This is a genomic window from Streptomyces sp. NBC_01381 (genome assembly GCF_026340305.1).
GTDB lineage: Bacteria > Actinomycetota > Actinomycetes > Streptomycetales > Streptomycetaceae > Streptomyces.
The window spans coordinates 1983570-2001452 of sequence record NZ_JAPEPI010000002.1; the positions used below are offsets into that span (position 1 = coordinate 1983570).

A 17883-nucleotide genomic window follows, 5' to 3' on the forward strand; every position below is an offset into this window, starting at 1 on the left:
TGATGGTGGGTGTGTTACTTGTCCCCGTCATCGTGACCCTGGCCCTGTCCGCGTTCGCGTGGTCCTCGTCCCGACTGGCACCCCGCGACCTCCCGGTAGGCGTGGTGGCGCCCATGCCGGCGGCGGAAAAGCTGAAGAGCGGCCTCCAGCGCGGCGACGCCTTCGACGTGCACATCTACGCCGGCGAGGGCGAGGCGCGCGAGGCGATCCGCGACCGGGACGTCTACGGAGCGTTCGTGGTGTCCCCGAAGGGCGTCACCACGTTGACCGCCACGGCGGCCAGCGCGCCCGTTGCCCAGGTCGTCACCAAGGCCGGTGATGCACTCGCCGGCCAGATCGCGGGCAAGGAAGCCACGGCGCGGACCGTCGACGTGGTGGCGTCCGACCCGGACGACCCGAATGGCACGGGCTTCTCCTCATCGGTGCTGCCGCTGGTCCTCACCGGCGTGCTCAGCGCGATCCTGATCGTCATGCTCAGCAAGCCGGGCATGCTGCAGCTGGGCGGCCTGTTCACCGCTGCGGCGCTCGCGGGCGTGTGCGGCGGCCTCATCGTTCAGTCCTGGCTCGGCATCGTGGACGGCAACTGGGCGGTCAACGCTTCGGTGATGGGCCTGACCGTGCTCGCCATCTCGGTGATGTCGGCCGGATCCGCCGCACTGATCGGCCGGGCCGGCATGGTGTGCGTCTCGCTGCTCATGGTGTTCCTGGGCAACCCCTTCGCCGGCGTCTCGTCGGCCCCGGAGATGCTGCCCGAACCGGCGGGCTGGATCGGGCAGATGCTGCCCCCGGGCGCGGGCGGAAACCTGCTGCGAGGCACTGCCTTCTTCGACGGCGCGGCCAGTGCCGCACCGCTGACCGTGCTGCTCGTGTGGGCCGGGCTCGGCGTGACGGGAGTCCTGTTCGGCATCCGACGGTCCGGCGCGGAGCCGGTGGGTGACGACGAGCCCACACCTGCGCGGGACATCGAGTTCTCAGGCGGGTCGGCCGGCTGACGCCTGGGGGTCGACCCCACCGGTCCGTTCTGCGGAGACCTCGTCTCCCCCTTCCCCCGCGGTCCTTCAGGAGTGCGGCATCGAAGCGGCACCGGGGTCAGCTCTGACGGTGTTTCCGATGAACATGTGCAGGCTGCTCCGGAAGGCCTCGGGGTCGGGGTCGTCGAGAAGCGCCATCTGGATCACATAGCCGTGCAGAGCGCCGATCAGTACGCGCGCGACGCCGTCGGCGGAGACATCGCTCGGCAGCAGCCCGCGCTCCTGATGCTGGACGACGGCACGGCTCACGAGTTGACGCACGCCGTGGAAGGTCGTGTTGAAGAACGCGGCGAGTTCGGGGGTGCGCACCCCTTCGCCCCACACGGTCAGGATGAGCCGGGCGATGTCCTGCGTGTCCGAAAGGCGGCGGATGACGCCGAGCATCTCGTCGAGCGCCTCATCCAGTGGACGGGCGGTCTCACCCCCCAGCGCCGCATCGAAGGCGCTGGTCAGCTCGCCGAGCGCGTCGGTGGCGATCGCCATGATGATGTCGTCCTTGCCCTGGAAGTAGCGGTAGACGGCACCGGCGGACAGGTCGGCCTCGCGCAGGATGTCCTGCATCGAGGTGGCGTGAAAGCCGTTGCTGATGAAGCAGCGGCGGGCCGCGTCGAGGATCTGGCGACGGCGGGCGTCGAGGTGTGACTGGGATACGCGGGGCATGCCCGGATTGTAGAACGGATACTCGTTTCACTGCCTGCCTCGGACAAAATAAAACGAGCATTCAGCTTGTTGTCTGGCGGCTCGCCGCTACCGTCGCGAGCGGATCACCAAAGTGCCTATGGCCGCGCACTTACACCCACGGCGGGCGGCTGCTCACAGTCAGTGACCACCGCATCGAACTGGCCGAATGATTCCGCGTCCGGAAGACCGTCACCGGGACGCCTGTTCACCATCGGCAGGCCTCAACTTGCCTATCTCGCAAGCAAGTTGACGCCGCCCGAACCGGGCGCGCTCGTGGTGAGCGGTTGTGGGTTCCGTCGTCGGACCGACGGCTGGTCCGGCTCCTGTTCAACTGTCCGCCCGCACGCCAGGGGGCCGCCCGCTTCCGCTCAGGGCTGCGGGCGGCAGGTTTGGTCACGGATGGCGACGCTCGCCTGCCGCATGGCCGAAACCTGCATCCGCGTAACCGGACAATCTTGGGATTCTCTGGTCACGCGCCTCTCCAGGCACTTAAGTACCTCTCAGGCACTCGGCCCACACCGCTGTCCTTTGCACGACCGTGCCACCCCGTCCCAACTGTCCCGAGGGTCCTTCTGCCTATGCCCGCCAGTGCACACCGCTCGTTGTCGTGCTCACACCACCCGGCGAGCCTCAGCGCTTACGGCAGCGGCCGGCAGGTGGCCCGCCGCAGAGCATGCCCTGCGCAGCCGGGCCGCGCGCCGCACCACCGGGTCGCGTCCGAGGGCACCGTCGACCTGGGGCCCGTCGGGCGCGCCACCAGGTCTCGGCAGCGCCGTCCGGACCGGCCGGTCGCCGCGTGAAGGCGCCCAGACCGCCCAGACGCCGCACGCAGACCCGCCTCCCCGCGGCCCCAGCGGCTCCAGCCGGCGGCCCCCTGCGGTCCGCCCTGTGTCCGGCCGGCCGGGGGAGGCGCTGATGGAGAGTTCGAACCCCGCCGGCCGGGCGAACCCGGTCGGCCGAGACACAGACCTCTATGCGGCAGTGCAGGACATTCAGGCGGGTTACTGGATGCAGATGCGGCAGGTCCTTGCCCGCACGGGCAACTGGCCGCAGTGGACATCCCGTACGCAAGTGCTTGGGGTTGTCGCAGCTCAGGCCAACGTCGTGGAGTTATGGCTGAAAGAGGAACCGGAGAGCGTCGCCGCCCGGGTGATGTACGCCAGAGTCGCCACCGAACGGGTGCTGCAGGCCCACCGAAGGAACTGGGCGCGTGACTACCGGCGGGCAGGGGACCTGGAGAAACTGGTGGCCCGGGCCCGGGAGGCGTGCCGCAAGGCGGGCGACGGGAATCCCGACGACTCGGTGCCCTGGATCTGTCGCCTGGCCCTGGCCGAAACGGACGTGACGGGACGCTACCCGGAGCATCACGTGGCTCCGCCTCCCCATGAGTATCTGCTGCCTGGCGGGCCATGGGGCCTGCTGGGGGAGGTGCACCGACGGGATCCGTTCAACCGCGAGGCATGGCATCGCATGTCCCAGGCGCTCCAGGCCCGCCCGGGTCCTGCGGGCCGCCAGGCCGTCGCGACGGATTTCGCCCGCTGGTCGGTCTCCTTCGCGCCGCCCGACTCGCCACTGCTTCTGCTGCCGCTCTACGCCCGTGTGCAGGAACACCGGGAGCGACGGGACAGGGGCGCCGAGGTCATGCTGAACCTCCTGTGGACCAGGGAGGACACCACCCGGGCCGTCACGCAGGCATTCGAGGGCTGGTTCCAGAAAAGCGATCCGGCCACCAGTTCCCAGCTGGATCTCAACTACCTCGCATACGCCCTGGCGAGGGGCGGCTTCGCCCAGTGGGCCACCGAAGTCTTCGACGCCATCGGCGACTTCGCCACTCCCGCCCCGTGGCAGTACGACGCCCGGTACCCCGAGGACCAGTGGCGGAAGGCATTCGAGGAGGACCGCGTCGCCTGCCTGAGGTCCCACCCGCGGCATACGGGAGAACACCCATGACACCACCCCGCTTGCACCCCCTGTTTCAGCCATCCTGTGCGGAGAACCCATGACTTCGGTAAGAACACCGCGACAGCAGCCGAACCCGGTCGATGACGACGGGGAGGACGCGCGCATCCTCCAGTCGCTGGGCTACACCCAGCAACTGCACCGCCGGATGGGAGCGTTCGGCAATTTCTCGGCCTCCCTGTCGGTCATCTCGATCATGTCGGGGACCTTGCTGCTGTTCGGCTACGGCCTGAACTCGGGAGGCCCCGCGGTGATCACGTGGGGGTGGCTCGCCGTCGGGCCGCTGGTGTTGTGCCTGGCCGCGGCCCTGGCGGAGATCACATCGCGCTACCCCACCAGCGGCGGCCTGTACTACATGGCCCGCCAGCTCGGAGGCGAGCGGTGGAGCTGGTACACCGGCTGGCTCAACCTCCTGGGCCTGCTCGGCGGAATCGCCGCCCAGGACTACGGCATAGCGACGTTCACCGCCGCGTGGATGAACCTGCAGTTCGGTTACACGCCGACCCCGGAATCCCTGCTGCTTCTGTACGGGATCATCCTCGCGCTGCACGCGGTCCTGAACCTCTTCGGCACCCGGCTGATGAACATCCTGACGTCCGTGAGCGCGTGGTGGCACCTGGCGGGGGCCGTCGTCATCGTCGGCGCCCTGGCGTTCGTGCCCTCCGACCACCAGTCGGCCGGCTTCGTCTTCACCGAGTTCACCAACAACACGGGCTGGAGTGCCCCGGTCTACGTGATCCTCCTTGGCATGCTGCTGCCGGTCTTCGCCCTGGCCGGCTACGACACCTCGGCCCACCTGAGCGAGGAGACCAACCACGCCTCCGTCGCCGCGGCCCGCGGAGTCTTCCGCTCGGTGGCGGTGTCCTGGATCGCCGGCGGCATCCTGCTGCTCACACTGCTGTTCGCCATCCAGGACTACACCACGACCCTGTCAGGACCGACCGGCGTACCAGTGGCACAGATCCTTCTGGACGCGCTGGGCGAGGCGGCGGCCAAGGCCCTGCTGCTAGTGATCATCGTGGCCCAGTTCCTGTGCGGCTACACCGTGACCGCAAGCGCCAGCCGGATGATCTACGCCTTCGCCCGGGACGGTGCCCTGCCCGGATCGGGGCGCTGGAAGAAGGTCAGCCGCCGCACCGCCATCCCCGCCAACGCGGTCTGGCTCGCGGTCGCCGTGGCTTTCGTGCTCGCGCTGCCGTCCTTGTATTCCACAGCGGCGTTCTCGGCGGTGACCGCCATCTCGGTCGTGGGATTCACCTCGGCGTACGCCATCCCGGTGCTGCTGCGACTGCTCCACAGCGACCGATTCACCCCGGGGCCCTGGAACTTGGGCCGCTGGAGCCGGCCGATCGGCTGGGTGGCGGTGGTGTGGGCGGCCGCGGTCACGGTGCTGTTCCTGCTCCCGCAGAGCAGCCCGATCACCGCCAAGACCTTCAACTACACCCCCGTCGCCGTAGTGGTGGCCTTCCTCATAGCCGCCCTGTGGCGGCGCTTCGGACGCGACTCGTACCACGTGCCCCGCTCCAGTTCCTCCACCGAGGACAAACAGTTCGAAGGCATCATCTGATGACGGCGACACCGCGTGCCGCATGCCCAGTTCCTCAACAACCCATGGGAGTACGGTGACCGGCCTCACGGAGTCCATCGAATCGGCACAGCAGCTCACCGTCGCCTGGCGTGCCCTGGTGCTCGACCGCGACGCGGACGCGGATGTGCGCGACCTCCCCGGCATCGCCGTCCGCTGGGCCGACTGCCAGTTCTCGTTCTACAACTGCATCACTCTGACCGACGCAGGAGCAGGAGCCGATCTCGTCGCACAACGCCTGAGCCAGGCGGCGGACATCATGCGCGCGAAGAAGCACCCGGGCTTCCTGTGGCTCTTCGAGGACCTCCTCGACGACGAGGCGCGCACCGCGCTGCCCAAGGCGGCCGAGCAGGCCGGCCTGCAGTACGCCTTCCCCGGCACGGGAATGGCCGGAGACCTGCTGCCCATCCCCGACCCGGTCCACCCCGACCTGACGTTCGTGCGGGTGCGCACCGACGAGCACTTGCGGGCCTACGCGGACCTCCAAGCACACGCCTACGGGTTCCCCTTGGAGGAAGGCCGCGACGGCCTGGTCGGATCCGCGCACTGGAAGAGCGAGATGTACGCCTACCTGGCCATGCGAGGCGACGTTCCGGTGGCATGCGCCGCGACGGTCGAAGCGCAAGGCCGCCTCTTCGTCGCCTATGTCGCCACCGATCCGCAGTGGCAGCGCAGGGGCTATGGCGAGGCGGTCACGCGCAAGGCACTGCACGAGGGCGCCCGAGCCACCGGCCTGACCCGCGCCACTTTGCACGCGACCGTCGCCGGGGCCCCCGTGTACCCGCGTATCGGTTTCAAGCCGAACTCACCCATCCACTTCTACAACCTGAAGGAGTGAGCCGAGGAGGCCGGCCCACGTTGGACGAGGCCTGGACGAGCAGGATCGCGAGGTGGAGGCGAAGAGGATGGCTTCCGACTTGGCGATTGTGCACCCTGCCTTTCCGCCCGCGGACGGTCCTATGATCGCTACTCCGCGTACGAGGGGGGCTGGGCATGGCGGCAGGAGCGGGAGCTGCGAGAACAGTGGCAGGCCGCTCGTCGGCAGGCGCGTCAATGGGAAGCGGCGAGCGAGGGCGAACGCCGGGTGGCTGCCCAGCTGTTGGTGCTCACGGAGCGCGGGTGGCGGCTGCTCGTGGACCGGCGATGGCCGGGGACGCGTACTGCCAATGTGGACATGCTGCTGGTGGGCCCCGGCGGTGTTTTCGTCATCGACGTCAAGAACTGGCGGTCTGCACCCGAGACTTCGGGCGGCAAGCTCTGCGCCGGAGGCGAGCCGCGCGACGAGCACGCGGCGAAGCTGGTGGCGGTGACGAAGGCCGCTGAGGGAGCGGTTGCGTCTCTCGGCCTGTCGCCGGTGGCAGTTCAGCCGCTCATGGTCTTCGCGGGCCGGCGGGTCGACGCCGAGCTCGGCAGGATCCGGCTTCTGGGCGAGCACGAAGTCGGCCCCGCGCTTCTGGCGGAGCGCGGCAGGCTGCGTACGGAATCGGTCCGCGCGATCGCCGACCATCTGGAGCGTGTCTTCCCCGACTACGAGGGATCGCGGGTCGGGCAGCAGGCGCAGTCCGTCCCGGCACATCCCGAACAGGCGGAATCCGACGGCCTCTTCGACCTGTCCGGCCTGCGGGACGCGGCCCTGGAGGAGGCGTTACGGGCCCCCATCGAGCAGTGGATGACGTTCCTCCACCCCGACCAGGTCGCGCTGGTTCGCCGCAACTGGTCGGGCCCGGCACGCATCAGCGGTCCGGCGGGAACGGGGAAGACGGTGGTCGGCCTGCACCGCGCGGCGCACCTCGCCCGACGCACGAGCGGCCGGATCCTGTACGTGACGTTCGCCAACAATCTCCCACGGGTGCAGAGCACCTTCCTCAAGACCATGTCCCCGGCCGTCGCGGACCGGGTGGACTTCCGCAGCCTGCACTCCTGGGCGCACGAGTTCCTGCAGGAACGCGGAGTTCAGGTCCGACTGCACGCCGACAAGGCCGAGACCGCCTTCAGCCTCGCCTGGAAGCGCGTCGGCCGTGACAGTCGGCTTGCCGAGATAGACCCCGCCCCGCCCTACTGGCGCGACGAGATCGCCTACGTCATCAAGGGCCGCGGCATCACCACCTACGAGGACTACGCGGCCGTGCCCCGGCGCCGCCGTAGGACGATGCTGCGTCAGCCGCATCGCCAGGCGGTGTGGGCGCTGTACGAGGAGTACGAGTCCCTGCGCGTCGAGCGCGGCGTGCACGACTTCAATGACGTCCTGTCCCTCGCTCTGGCGGAGGCGAAGCGGCGCACGGACGGGCCGCGTTATGCGGCGGTGATCGTGGACGAGGTCCAGGACCTCACCCTCGTCGGGGTGAGGTCCAGGACCTCACCCTCGTCGGGGTACGCCTCCTGCACGCCTTGGTCGGCGACGCCCCCAACGGGCTGTTGCTGGTCGGCGACGGCCAACAGGCCGTCTACCCGGGCGGGTTCCGCCTCGCCGACGCAGGCATCGACATCCGCGGTGACCGCGGACAAGTGCTGCGCACCAACTACCGCAACAGCAAGCAGATCCTCGACACGGCACTCGCGGTCGTCGCCGACGATTCCTTCGACGACATCGACGGCCTGCGCACACCCGGCCGCCGGGACGTCGACCTGACGTACCACGACGGGCAGGTGGTCCGCGTCACGAAGCCGACGGCGGCCGAACACGACCAGACGCTTCTGGACGCCTTGCGAGCCCTGCCCGACGGAGCGCGCGCCGACGCCGCCGTACTGTGCCCGTCCACGCGAGCCATCGGCCACTACCAGCGGCTGCTCACCCAGGCGGAGATCCCGGTGTGCTTGCTGGAGCACTACGACGGACGCCCCGTCGACGCGGTCAAGCTGGGGACGTATCGCAGGGCCAAGGGCCTGGAGTTCAAGTGCGTGTACCTGCCGCAGCACGATGCCGCCCTGCCGAACGGGACACCGCCCGGCGGTCCGGGCGCCCCAGAGGCATCCGAAACAGCACGCGAACGCGAAGAGCTGTTGTGCAGCCAGCTGTTCGTGGCAATGACCAGGGCCAGGGACGTGTTGTGGCTGGGAAGCGTGGACCGGTAGCCGCACGTTGCGTACGTCCTCTGGGGAGATCCGGAACCCCAGCGCCTTTGTAGAAGGCGGAGCATGTAGCCACCTGGGCACCGGCGGGAGCGGGGCGCCGTGCTCGGGCGACAAGGGCGGAACGGCCGACGGCGGTTCACCGCCAATTGGCCTGGCTTGCGATGGCCATGGAGCTGTACGGGAGCCGGGGGCCCGGATTCCGAGCCCCCGACTGGTGGAGATCAGCGGGTCAACGCCCGCATCATTCCTGTCGTCTGCTTACCCACTTCGAGGGCGTACTGGCGAGCTGGCGGGATGATGATGCCCGCCGGCCAGATCAGCCCGATGACGGTGATGAGCACAGTCATCGGCACCATGAGCATGAGCTGTACCCACGCACTGGCAGGGAGCGTCACCGGCGCCTCCGACGGCTGACTTCCGGTGACATTCCGTCTTGCCGTACACACCTTGGGTGCCTTCACGTCAGTGCCAAGCGAACCTTCCCTCATCGGCTGAAGGTGGAGACGGCTCCCGCGCCATCGGAGTCCGCGTTCCTACCGGCGCCCGTTGGTGCTCGTCGCGGACCGTGGGCCGCGCCGCGACCTGTGCACGCCGCAGGGGGATACGGCTGAGGGGGTCAACTACGGGGCCGTCGCCGTTGTCCTACCTGATGACGGCATCCTCACAGCCCGGCCAGGCAAGCTTGACTCCGATGCGCGCGCACAATGCGAGCCATCGCGACTCGGTGGGCTCATCAAGACACCCCGGCTGTTGAACCAGGCGACGTCGAACTCGGGCTCGTTCTCTTCCACGAGTGGTGAACGGACCGCCATGCCACGCTTCTCGGCAGCAGTGGCTAGATCGTTCTGGAGTTTCCGGTGCGACTTGAGGTTTCGTTCGGCGAGGTGAGGATCGGGGTGGCTCGGCGGTGATATCGACAGCGCGACTGTCTCGCTCGCAGGGCGGTACTGACAGCCGATCGGGAGACGGGGTGACCGGAGCCTGCTCCCAACGGGTTCCCCCTCTGCTTCTTGTCGGACGAAGGACGCGGTGAAAGCTTCCCATTGTGGAGTGTTGAGGGGGTGCGGGTTGCCGGCTCGGAGAAAGGTGAGCGGCGGTTTGCCCGCGAACCGAGAATCTGCGGTGAACTGACTCCGTGGAATTGGCTCGTCGAGCCACTCATCCACGATCAGTGGGACGTACCAGCGAGGACCGGGATCTTCACGCCAGTACTCGATGTCCGCTGAGAGCTCTTGCGTTGGCGGCCCCGTGATACGCCCTCGTGCGACGAGGCCTCCCTTGTCGCCGGTCACCCACAAGGCGAAGTGATCTCCCTTGGCCAGCATGTTCGAGGCTACGTGGCATGCCCGCGGCCGCCGCCCGCTGGCTACAGCCAGTCCCGCCTCTTGAAGATGAAGTACAGACTCACGCACACCATGCTCATCAGCACGCGGGGCAGACCGTGCTGCTCCGGTTCGAGAGAGGCCTGCGCCAGTCAGGCGCGCTCCAGTTCCCATTCCCTGGGTCAGTGCCGTCCGTTCGACAGCCCACGATCGGCAGGTACCCACCCCCCAGGCAGGGGGTGAACCCCCCTGATCCGCGGACGAGGCGAGAGAGCCGACATGATCCCGTTGCCGCCTCTTTGCGGTCTCTTTCTTGAGGCGCCGTACTGCCGCAACCAAGATCAAGTTCTGGTCCCGGCAGCCGCCTGGACCGGAACTTCGAGGAGGAGACAACGTGCAGATCAAGGCGTCCCGACGTACCCGGATCGCCGGTGTCGGCGCGGTCACCGCGGCCGCTGTGCTGACCACGCTCGCCCCCACGGCTCTCGCGGCGGAGCCCGCTCACCGCGACGGCGGCGAGAGCAGGGCGGCCGAAGGCGGCGCGTACAACGACCAGGAAATCGTCGGGCTCTTCGCGCTCGGCAGCGGCCGCGCCGCGCAGGAACACCCGGACGTGCTCGACAAGTTCGGCATACCGCACCAGAAGGTGGACGCGGCGAAGACGGCCGCCTTCACGGGCGCGCTGGGCAAGGCCGACCCGCAGTTCCACAAGGCCGTCACCGAGAACGTGCAGAGCGGCGACCCGTACAAGGTCGACGCCGCGCTCACCCGCCTCGCGGCCGACGTGAACAAGGTGACCGACAAGAAGTCGCTCCCCGACGGCGTCGCGCGCGGCTCCTTCTGGGTCAAGACGGACAACGTCGTTCTCCAGACCGGCACGGTGGCCACCACGGTGGCGGCCGTCGCCGAGGTCGGCGTGGTCGTGGTGGTTGCCTACCGGCCCGCCGACGACACCTCGCAGTTCACCCGCGAGGCGCTGAACGTCGCGGTGGCCAAGGCTCTGTAAACGTCGCGGTGGGCAAGGCGCGTTGAGCGCCGAGGCTCCGTGAACACCGTGTGTGGGGTGCCGCCCTCCCCGGCGGGCGGCACCCCACACGTCCGAGGAAAAAACATGAGAGACACGTCCCAGGCCGTACAGCGAGAGCGCCGGGCCTTCGTCACGGCCGCCGCCGCGCTGTTCGCCGTCCTGGCCGCCTCCATCTACTTCGCCATGCCGCGCAATGTGACCACGCAGCCATGGATGCCCCCTGTGAAGACCGCCTTCTCCGCGTTCGTTCCGCAGGGTTGGGCCTTCTTCACCAAGGACCCGCAGAGCGAGCAGTTCGGCGCCTACCGGCCGCACGGCGGCGGAGCGCGGCCAGAGAACCTCTCGCTGACCCCACAGGGCAAGGCCGAGAACCTCTTCGGCCTCTCGCGGCGGCAGCGCGCCCAAGGTCCCGAGGAGGCGCTGCTCGCCTCCAAAGTGCATCACTGGGAGACCTGCGAGGGCTCCAACGACGACTGTCTGCGCACGGCCGCGGCCCGGCCCGCCGCAGCGGTGACCAATCCCTCGCCCGTTCCCTCGCTCTGCGGAGACGTCATCGTGACCAACCAGCGGCCCGTGCCCTGGGCCTACCGCGACTTGCTGTCCGACACCTCGCGCGTGACCCGCGCGGCGCACCTGCGGATCCGGTGCGATGACTGAGACGGCGAAGATCGACAGGAACAAGTCGATGACCGACAGGAACAAGAAGGTGGCCGCGCGAGCGACGGCAACCTCGCCCGGGAGCCTTCCCTACGCCGTGGACCACGCGCTGCGACGCTTCGACCCACGGTCGGTGTGGTTCGGCTGTGGCCGCACGATCATCGCCCTGGCGCATCTGATCACGCTGGCGCTCACGCCGTCCGCCGCGCTGCTCCACCCCCTCCTCGGTGAGCAGCCCTACCCGCACTGCGCGGGCGTGCAGGCCATCTCCACGTACTGCGTGGGCGGTGACGCGGTCTCCCAGGAGTGGCGTCGCTGGATCATGGTCGTACTGCTCGCCCTGGTCGCCAGCGGATACCGGCCCCGCTGGACAGTGTGGATCCACGCCTGGATCGCGTACTCGATCGGCGTCAGCACCGCGTTGCCCGACGGCGGTGAGGCCATCGCGCGGATCGTCTGCCTGCTCCTGATCCTCATGGGCCTGGCCGACGACCGGCGTTGGCACTGGCAGCGGCCGACCACCGTGCTCGGGCCGCGCCGCCGAGGGGTGGCGTTCGCCGCCTTCTGGGCTCTGCGCGTACAACTGGTGATCCTCTATCTGCAGTCCGGCATCAGCAAGTTCGGCGTCCCGGACTGGCTGAACGGTTCGGCCGAGTACTACGTGCTGCGCGACCCGGTCTTCGGTGTCGCCAAGCCCTTCGCGGCACCCCTGCTGAACATGTCCGGAAATGGACTGCTGGTCAGCGCGATGACCTGGGGTGCGATCATCATTGAGGTGGTGATCGCCGCGTTGCTGATCGGTCCGGAGCGTTGGCGGAAGCTGGCCTTCCAGATGGATGTTCTGCTGCACGGCGCCATCATCGCGACCATCGGCCTGTGGAGTTTCAGCCTGATCATGATCGGTGCTGCCGCGGTCGCCGCGACGCCGGATCGCGTGGAACTCGCGGACCCCGTACCGCAGGACGGGCGACAGCCCTCGGTCGCGGAAGAGCCCGAAGACCTCGATGAGGCAGATGAGGCCGGTGGAACTGGTGAAGCCGGGAAAGCCAGTGAAGCCGGCAGAGAACCGACGTATACCCCCCACCTCGGCTGAAGGAGAGACACATGGCTGCGGACACCATCATCGCGTGCGGCAAGGACCACGTCTTCTGGGGAAGCTGGGTCCACGGAGCCTCAGTGACCACCATCCGGCTCGGCCCGCGCCGGCTGGGCATGTGCAAGGCGGGTCGGCATCTGTCGCTGCTCCGGCGTGTCGACGAGAGCGAGTTGACGGCCGAGCAGCGCGGCACCCTCTTCGACGCGCCGTGACGGGGGTACGCCTCGACGGGGTCGTCGCCGGGTACCGCGGACGCCCGGAAATCGGCCCCATCGACACGGAACTCGCCCCTGGGGTGCATGTCCTGCTCGGGCGCAACGGCGCCGGGAAGACCACGCTCATGCGGGTCCTGGCCGGTATCCTGCCGCCGCTCGCGGGGCGGGTTCTCCTCGGTGGCACCGACCTGGCCACCCACCGTGAGGCGAAGCGCGCGATCGGCGTGCTGACCCACCGCGCCGCGCTCAGCCCGCAGTTGAGCGTGCGGGACAACCTGGAGTTCTGGGCCCGGGTGCAGGGCCTGGACAGGGCGCTGCACACCGAGCGGATACGGGACGCGGCCGCGCGGTTCGACATCGAAGGGCTGCTCGGCCGGCGTACCGCCCGGCTCAGCAGGGGCCAGCTCCAACGGGCCGACCTGGCCAGGCTCACCCTGACCGACCCGGACGTCCTGCTGCTCGACGAGCCCATGACGGGGCTCGACCCGGTCAGTGCCGAGCACACCCGCGCACTCGTACGTTCCTGGGGCGCGCACAAGACCGTCCTCTACTCCACGCACAGCGTGCCCGAGGCGATGACGCTCGCCTCACACCTGCTGGTCCTCAAGGACGGGGCGCTCCACGGACTGCCCGCGGCGGGAGAAGCGGAACAGGCCGCGTCGCCGTCTGCGTACGACCTGCGCACCTCGCGCGGCGGCGGAGCCTGGGAGCGGGCCGAGCTCGGGCAGGACACGACGATCGGTGAGCACATCGCCGGGCTCGTCGCCGGAGGTGTCGAGGTCACCGACGTACGCCCCGTCTCCGAAGGCCGCGTTTCCGTGGACACCGTCTCCGCAGGTGCCGCCGGCATCACGGAACCCGGCACTGAGACCGCCACTCCAACTGCCATTGAAACCGCCATCCACCAACTCCTGGACGATTCCTCATGACCACTGGCGGACTCCTCGGCGCCCTGCTCGTCCGCACCTGGCGACACCAGGGCCGCCAGGCCCTGCTCGTCCCCGCGGCCGCCGGTACGGGCCTCGTCGCCCTGCTGCTCGTGCTGCCGCACATATTCCCCGACGCGGTCCACGGAGAACTCGTCGCCGCCGACAACGGCCTGGTCGCCGTGGCCGGTCTGCACTCCGCCACCGCCCGCGCGCTGAGCACCGCACTGCTCGCCGCGCCCACCCTGCTCGGGGTGGCCGCCGCGCTGATCACGGGGGCGGTCAGCCGCGCCGTCGTCTCAGGGGACCTGGCGGGCGGCTCCATGGAGGCGCTGCTCGCCACACCGGTCCGTCTGCGCTCCGTGTACCTCGCCTACACCGCGTGCGCGCTGATCACCGGGGTGCTGTCCTGGCTCGTCCTCGTACTCAGTTTCACCGGACTCGCCTGGGCCGCCCTCACGCTCGGCGGCAGCAGTGTTCATCTCAGCGCCGGATACCTGCTGTTGGGGCTGCTCGTCCCGGCCGCCTCCGTGCTGTGGGCCGCGTCCGCCACCGTGTTCGTCGGTTTTCGCTGGCCCGCCGGGCTGCGGCCGACCGCGGGGCTCGGCGGAGGGCTCGCGCGGGCGATCGCCCTTTTCCCCGCCTTGGGGGCGACGACGGCCGCCAGCCTGGCGCCGGACGCGTATACGACGATGACGGGCTGGTACGTGAGCGGCACCGTGGTGCTGACGGCCGTGCTGCTCGTGCTGATGCCGCTGGTCTTCCGGGCGGAGCGGGTCCTGGAATAACGGGCCCTGAAACAGCGGGTTTTGAGATGGTTGGCCCTGGAATGGGCTGATCACCCCGGTTCGCACTCGTCCGGCTTGCACAAGGCGGGACGAGAATCCCATGATGGACACTTGATCAACAGGGGGACAACGGGGACAACGGGGGCGACGAGGACAGTGGCGAACAGACGGGCGGGTCGGCCTGACGACGTCATCGACGTCGTGATCGTCGATGACGAGGAACTGTTTCGTACGGGATTGCGCATGGTCCTGGAGACGGCCGGGGACGTACGCGTGGTCGAGGCGTGCGAGGCGGACGGCGTGCTCAAGGCCGTGGCCGCGCACTCCCCCGACGTGGTGCTGCTCGACATCCGGATGCCCCAACGTGACGGCCTCGCGGTGCTCGAGGACCTCAAGGGACGCATTCCGACGCCGGCCGTGGTCATGTTGACCTCCTTCAGCGCCGACGCGTACGTGGTGCGCGCGCTGCGCGCCGGGGCGGACGGCTTCCTGCTCAAGGACAGCGATCCGGACGACCTGATCCGCGCAGTGCGCGCGGCAGCGGTGGGAGGTGTAGTGCTCTCCCCCTCCATCGCCGCGGCGGTCGTGGAGGGGTACGCCTCCACGCTCGACGCCCGGACACCTCCCGGCCCCGATGCCTTGGAACGCGATCTGCCGGGACACGACACGTCCCGTGCCGCGCAGCGAACCGCATCAGGTGAGTTGCGGGAGCGTCTGGCCCGGCTCACCGCCCGGGAGCACGAGGTGCTCGCGCTGCTCGGCAACGGCCTGTCCAACCCGGAGATCGCCGAACGGCTCGCCATCACTCCCGGTACGGCCAAGGAGCACGTCAGCGCCACGCTCGCCAAGCTCGGCACGGACAACCGCGTACGAGCCGCAGTCATCGCCTATCAGGCCGGTCTCGTCGGCGGGTCTCGGCCGGCTCCGGGACGCGACGGCGGACTGCCGACGCCGGAACCGGCCCGATGATTCCGGCCAAGCCTCGGCTCCCGCCGTTCGCGCGCCGCTGCGCGATTGAGGCCGCCGTACTGCTCCTCGCGGGCACCGACCTGCTGGTGGAACTCCTCGAAGGTGAGAAGGAGCAGCCGGGCCCGTACGGCCTGGTGCTGACCGTGCTCGCCCTGGCCGCCCTGCCGTGGCGGCGGCGTCGGCCAGTGCTCGTGCTCGTCCTGACGCTGCCCGCGCTCCCGGCGGGCATGCAACTCGCCGCCCTGGTGGCCCTGGTCGCAGCGGCACGAGTACTACCCCTCGTGGCGGCGTCGCTGTGCGCGGTCGTGGTGTCCGTCGCCGAACTCCTTGACTCTCTGCTGTGGCGCGTCGGATCGCCGCACGCGTCCGGTGACGTGCTCCAGGCGTTGGTGTACTGCACGGTGTTCGGGGCGGCACCGGCGGCGCTCGGGCAGTTGCTGCGCTCCCGGGCCCGCGTGGCCGAACAGGTCCTTGCCCTGCGGCAGAGCCACGAGCGTGCCCTGAGGAGTGAGCGCGCCGCCGTCGAGGAGGGCGCACGCGCCGCGCTCGCACGCGAGATGCACGACGTGGTGGGGCACGAGATGAGCCTGATCTCGGTCAGGACGGCGGCGCTGGCCCGGCGGGCCCCGGACGCGGACACCCGTCAGGAGGCCGAACTGATCCGCACGGTGAGCCTGCGTGCCCTGGACGAGATGCGGCACCTGGTCAGGGCGCTGCGGGAACAGCGCCCTGAGGAGGCGAGCGTGCCCCTCGGCTCCCGCCTGGCCGACATCCCCGCCCTCGTCGAGCGCAGCGGACTCACGGTGCAGCCCCTGACCATCGCCCCGGGGGACGGGGTGTACTGGCCCGCCACAGTGGAGCTCGCCGCCTACCGCACCGTGCAGGAGGCACTGACCAACGTACTGAGGCACGGCGACGTCGGCGCCCCGGTCGCGCTGCGCGTGGAGTCCGTGGACGGCGACACCTGTCTGGTCGTCGAGGTCCGTAGCGCGTCGGCCCGGGGTACCACCGGTGAAGCCGCGCCTGAGACCACCGGAGGAGCCGCCTCCGAGACGAGCGGCGGCCACGGCCTCACCGGTCTGCGCGAACGCGCCCGCATCCTGGACGGTGCACTCGCCGCGGGCCCGACGCCGGACGGCTCCTTCCTGCTCCGGGCCGCGTTCCCGGCTCCGGGGCACGGGCTCATGGGGCCGGAGAGACAGCGGCTGACGGCACCGCGGACAGCAGCCACCCATCGGCCTTGAGGGCTCAGAGCCAGTCCCGCCGCTTGAAGATGAAGTACAGGCTCACGCACACCACCGCCATCAGGACGATCGCGAACGGATACCCGAGTCCCCAGTCCAGCTCCGGCATCTCGTGGAAGTTCATGCCGTAGATCGTGCCGACCAGGGTGGGGGCGAAGAGGATGGCCGCCCACGAGGAGATCTTCTTGAAGTCGTCACCCTCACGCCGCTGACCTGCGGAAATCCGCCAGGGAGGTGCTCTGGCCTGCGGCGATCCATCTTTCCGGCCCTTTCGCCGTGCTGCCTGTTGATGCGGCCGATCCTCCCCGGCGAGGGGCGCTTCGGGAGAGGCATCGCCCCTGGTCGAGTCCGGTTCCCGGCTCGTCACGGCGGCTACGCGCGGTATCTGAGGGCGCTTGGCCGGGAGGGCGCGCAGATTGCGCACCCGGCTCGGCTGGGTCGGACTACGCGGCCGAGCAGGGCGACGCCGCCGGCGAGGCCCTCGCAGCGCTGTCGGCAGGCCGGGGCCCTGGTGCGCGGGTGGCGGCCGGGCAGGCTAGTTTGCCTGGATGAGTCTTCTTGATGATGTGGCCGAGCGCGACGGCTGGCGGTGCTGGGTGTGTGACGAACCGGTCGACCCCGACGAGTCGGTGAACGACCCGCGGGGGCCCAGTGTCGACAGCCGGACCGCCGATCGGAAGGCCAAGGTCGCCGAGCGGCTCGCGCACCGCGGGTGCAATAGCCGCAAGGGTGCGGTCAAGGTGGTCATCGCCTGGCCGGAGCGCCTGTACGTGGTCGAACCCGCGCCGCTGATCGCCGTTGGCGACAGGCTGGAGCGCAAGGGGGGCCGCGAGATGGTGGGCCGTTGTCCGACCAGGAAGGACGCCCAAGAGGCGGCGGATTGGCTGGTGGACCGGTTCTCCCGACTGCTACCGGGGGTGCCGGTGACCGCCGGCATCGAGGCGGGCGGCGGCCAGTTCCTCGTCATCCTGGCCACCGGCCGCCGCTGATCGGGGATCACCCCCCAGCCAAAGACGGCCGACGCCGGGGCGCAGTGGCCGGAGAAGGTGAACGGGCCCGCACTGCTGGGTTCGCTCCTCGGAGGGATCGGGGTTCCAGACGGCTGGCCCGCCGCCGCGCCACTCGATGAGCAGCGGGTCGTCCAGGCGGACGTTTTCCGGGTCCAGTCCTGCCCGCCGCAGGAACTCCAGGAGGTCGCGGGGGCGCAGGGCGCGGCCGAGGATCTTGCCGTGGCAGCGGACGCGGCGCCCGCCCTCGGCGTCGGGCGGGTAGACGACTACGCGCAGAGGTGTGGCTGTGGAAGTTGTTTGG

At 69.6% G+C, this 17883-nt stretch carries 16 protein-coding genes and 2 pseudogenes; 14 read left to right on the forward strand and 4 right to left on the reverse strand.

What is annotated here, in order from left to right:
- Window positions 1–2: 2 nt before the first annotated feature.
- On the forward strand, window positions 3–992 hold the full coding sequence (locus tag OG453_RS30330) for an ABC transporter permease (RefSeq protein WP_323178682.1): 990 nt from the start codon (window positions 3–5) through the stop codon (window positions 990–992).
- A gap of 66 nt (window positions 993–1058) precedes the next feature.
- Here OG453_RS30330 and OG453_RS30335 read toward each other — a convergent pair whose 3' ends face one another.
- Window positions 1059–1691 (reverse strand): TetR/AcrR family transcriptional regulator, encoded by a 633-nt coding sequence (locus tag OG453_RS30335; protein ID WP_266871753.1) that lies wholly within the window; start codon window positions 1689–1691, stop codon window positions 1059–1061.
- Between the two features lie 936 nt (window positions 1692–2627).
- Between OG453_RS30335 and OG453_RS30340 the strand changes: the two genes are divergently transcribed.
- From OG453_RS30340 to OG453_RS30355, 4 genes are all read left to right on the forward strand, one after another.
- Window positions 2628–3662 carry a hypothetical protein gene (locus tag OG453_RS30340; protein ID WP_266871754.1) on the forward strand — a complete coding sequence of 345 codons (1035 nt, stop codon included), beginning with the start codon at window positions 2628–2630 and terminating at the stop codon, window positions 3660–3662.
- A 49-nt stretch (window positions 3663–3711) separates the two neighbouring features.
- Complete coding sequence (locus OG453_RS30345; RefSeq protein WP_266871755.1) at window positions 3712–5238, forward strand: amino acid permease; 1527 nt, start codon at window positions 3712–3714, stop codon at window positions 5236–5238.
- A 55-nt stretch (window positions 5239–5293) separates the two neighbouring features.
- Window positions 5294–6094 carry a GNAT family N-acetyltransferase gene (locus OG453_RS30350; RefSeq protein WP_266871756.1) on the forward strand — a complete coding sequence of 267 codons (801 nt, stop codon included), beginning with the start codon at window positions 5294–5296 and terminating at the stop codon, window positions 6092–6094.
- 246 nt (window positions 6095–6340) lie between these two features.
- On the forward strand, window positions 6341–7885 hold the full coding sequence (locus tag OG453_RS30355; RefSeq protein ID WP_266871757.1) for a nuclease-related domain-containing DEAD/DEAH box helicase: 1545 nt from the start codon (window positions 6341–6343) through the stop codon (window positions 7883–7885).
- Between the two features lie 664 nt (window positions 7886–8549).
- Here the strand turns inward: OG453_RS30355 and OG453_RS30360 are convergent.
- On the reverse strand, window positions 8550–8789 hold the full coding sequence (locus tag OG453_RS30360) for a hypothetical protein (protein ID WP_266871758.1): 240 nt from the start codon (window positions 8787–8789) through the stop codon (window positions 8550–8552).
- Window positions 8790–10044: 1255 nt separating this feature from the next.
- Here OG453_RS30360 and OG453_RS30365 point away from each other — a divergent pair.
- The 8 genes from OG453_RS30365 to OG453_RS30400 all read left to right on the forward strand — a co-directional run bounded on the left by OG453_RS30365 (window position 10045) and on the right by OG453_RS30400 (window position 16572).
- Window positions 10045–10656 carry a hypothetical protein gene (locus tag OG453_RS30365; RefSeq protein WP_266871759.1) on the forward strand — a complete coding sequence of 204 codons (612 nt, stop codon included), beginning with the start codon at window positions 10045–10047 and terminating at the stop codon, window positions 10654–10656.
- Window positions 10657–10761: 105 nt separating this feature from the next.
- The gene (locus tag OG453_RS30370) at window positions 10762–11334 is read left to right on the forward strand and encodes an SdpA family antimicrobial peptide system protein (protein WP_266871761.1); all 573 of its coding nucleotides are present in this window, start codon (window positions 10762–10764) and stop codon (window positions 11332–11334) included.
- Window positions 11327–12427: a sporulation-delaying protein SdpB family protein gene (locus OG453_RS30375; RefSeq protein ID WP_266871762.1), complete on the forward strand. Its 1101-nt coding sequence runs from the start codon at window positions 11327–11329 to the stop codon at window positions 12425–12427. The genes OG453_RS30370 and OG453_RS30375 overlap by 8 nt, the downstream gene beginning before the upstream one ends.
- An 11-nt stretch (window positions 12428–12438) precedes the next feature.
- Window positions 12439–12642 (forward strand): hypothetical protein, encoded by a 204-nt coding sequence (locus OG453_RS30380; RefSeq protein ID WP_266871763.1) that lies wholly within the window; start codon window positions 12439–12441, stop codon window positions 12640–12642.
- Entirely contained in the window at window positions 12639–13574 is a 936-nt protein-coding gene (locus OG453_RS30385) for an ABC transporter ATP-binding protein (RefSeq protein WP_266871764.1), read from the forward strand. The genes OG453_RS30380 and OG453_RS30385 overlap by 4 nt, the downstream gene beginning before the upstream one ends.
- Window positions 13571–14359, forward strand: coding sequence for a hypothetical protein (locus OG453_RS30390; RefSeq protein ID WP_266871765.1), 789 nt, complete (start codon window positions 13571–13573; stop codon window positions 14357–14359). The genes OG453_RS30385 and OG453_RS30390 overlap by 4 nt, the downstream gene beginning before the upstream one ends.
- Window positions 14360–14515: 156 nt before the next feature.
- On the forward strand, window positions 14516–15328 hold the full coding sequence (locus OG453_RS30395) for a response regulator transcription factor (RefSeq protein ID WP_266871766.1): 813 nt from the start codon (window positions 14516–14518) through the stop codon (window positions 15326–15328).
- Entirely contained in the window at window positions 15325–16572 is a 1248-nt protein-coding gene (locus tag OG453_RS30400) for a sensor histidine kinase (protein ID WP_266871767.1), read from the forward strand. Before OG453_RS30395 ends, OG453_RS30400 begins: the two co-directional genes overlap by 4 nt.
- A 4-nt stretch (window positions 16573–16576) precedes the next feature.
- Here OG453_RS30400 and OG453_RS30405 read toward each other — a convergent pair.
- Window positions 16577–16774 (reverse strand): annotated as a pseudogene (locus OG453_RS30405) (CorA family divalent cation transporter); the annotation flags it as partial.
- Window positions 16775–17120: 346 nt separating this feature from the next.
- Between OG453_RS30405 and OG453_RS30410 the strand changes: the two are divergent.
- Window positions 17121–17561, forward strand: coding sequence for a hypothetical protein (locus tag OG453_RS30410; RefSeq protein WP_135331090.1), 441 nt, complete (start codon window positions 17121–17123; stop codon window positions 17559–17561).
- Between the two features lie 99 nt (window positions 17562–17660).
- Here the strand turns inward: OG453_RS30410 and OG453_RS30415 are convergent.
- Window positions 17661–17858, reverse strand: a pseudogene (locus OG453_RS30415) (hypothetical protein); the annotation flags it as partial.
- Between the last annotated feature and the right edge of the window lie 25 nt (window positions 17859–17883).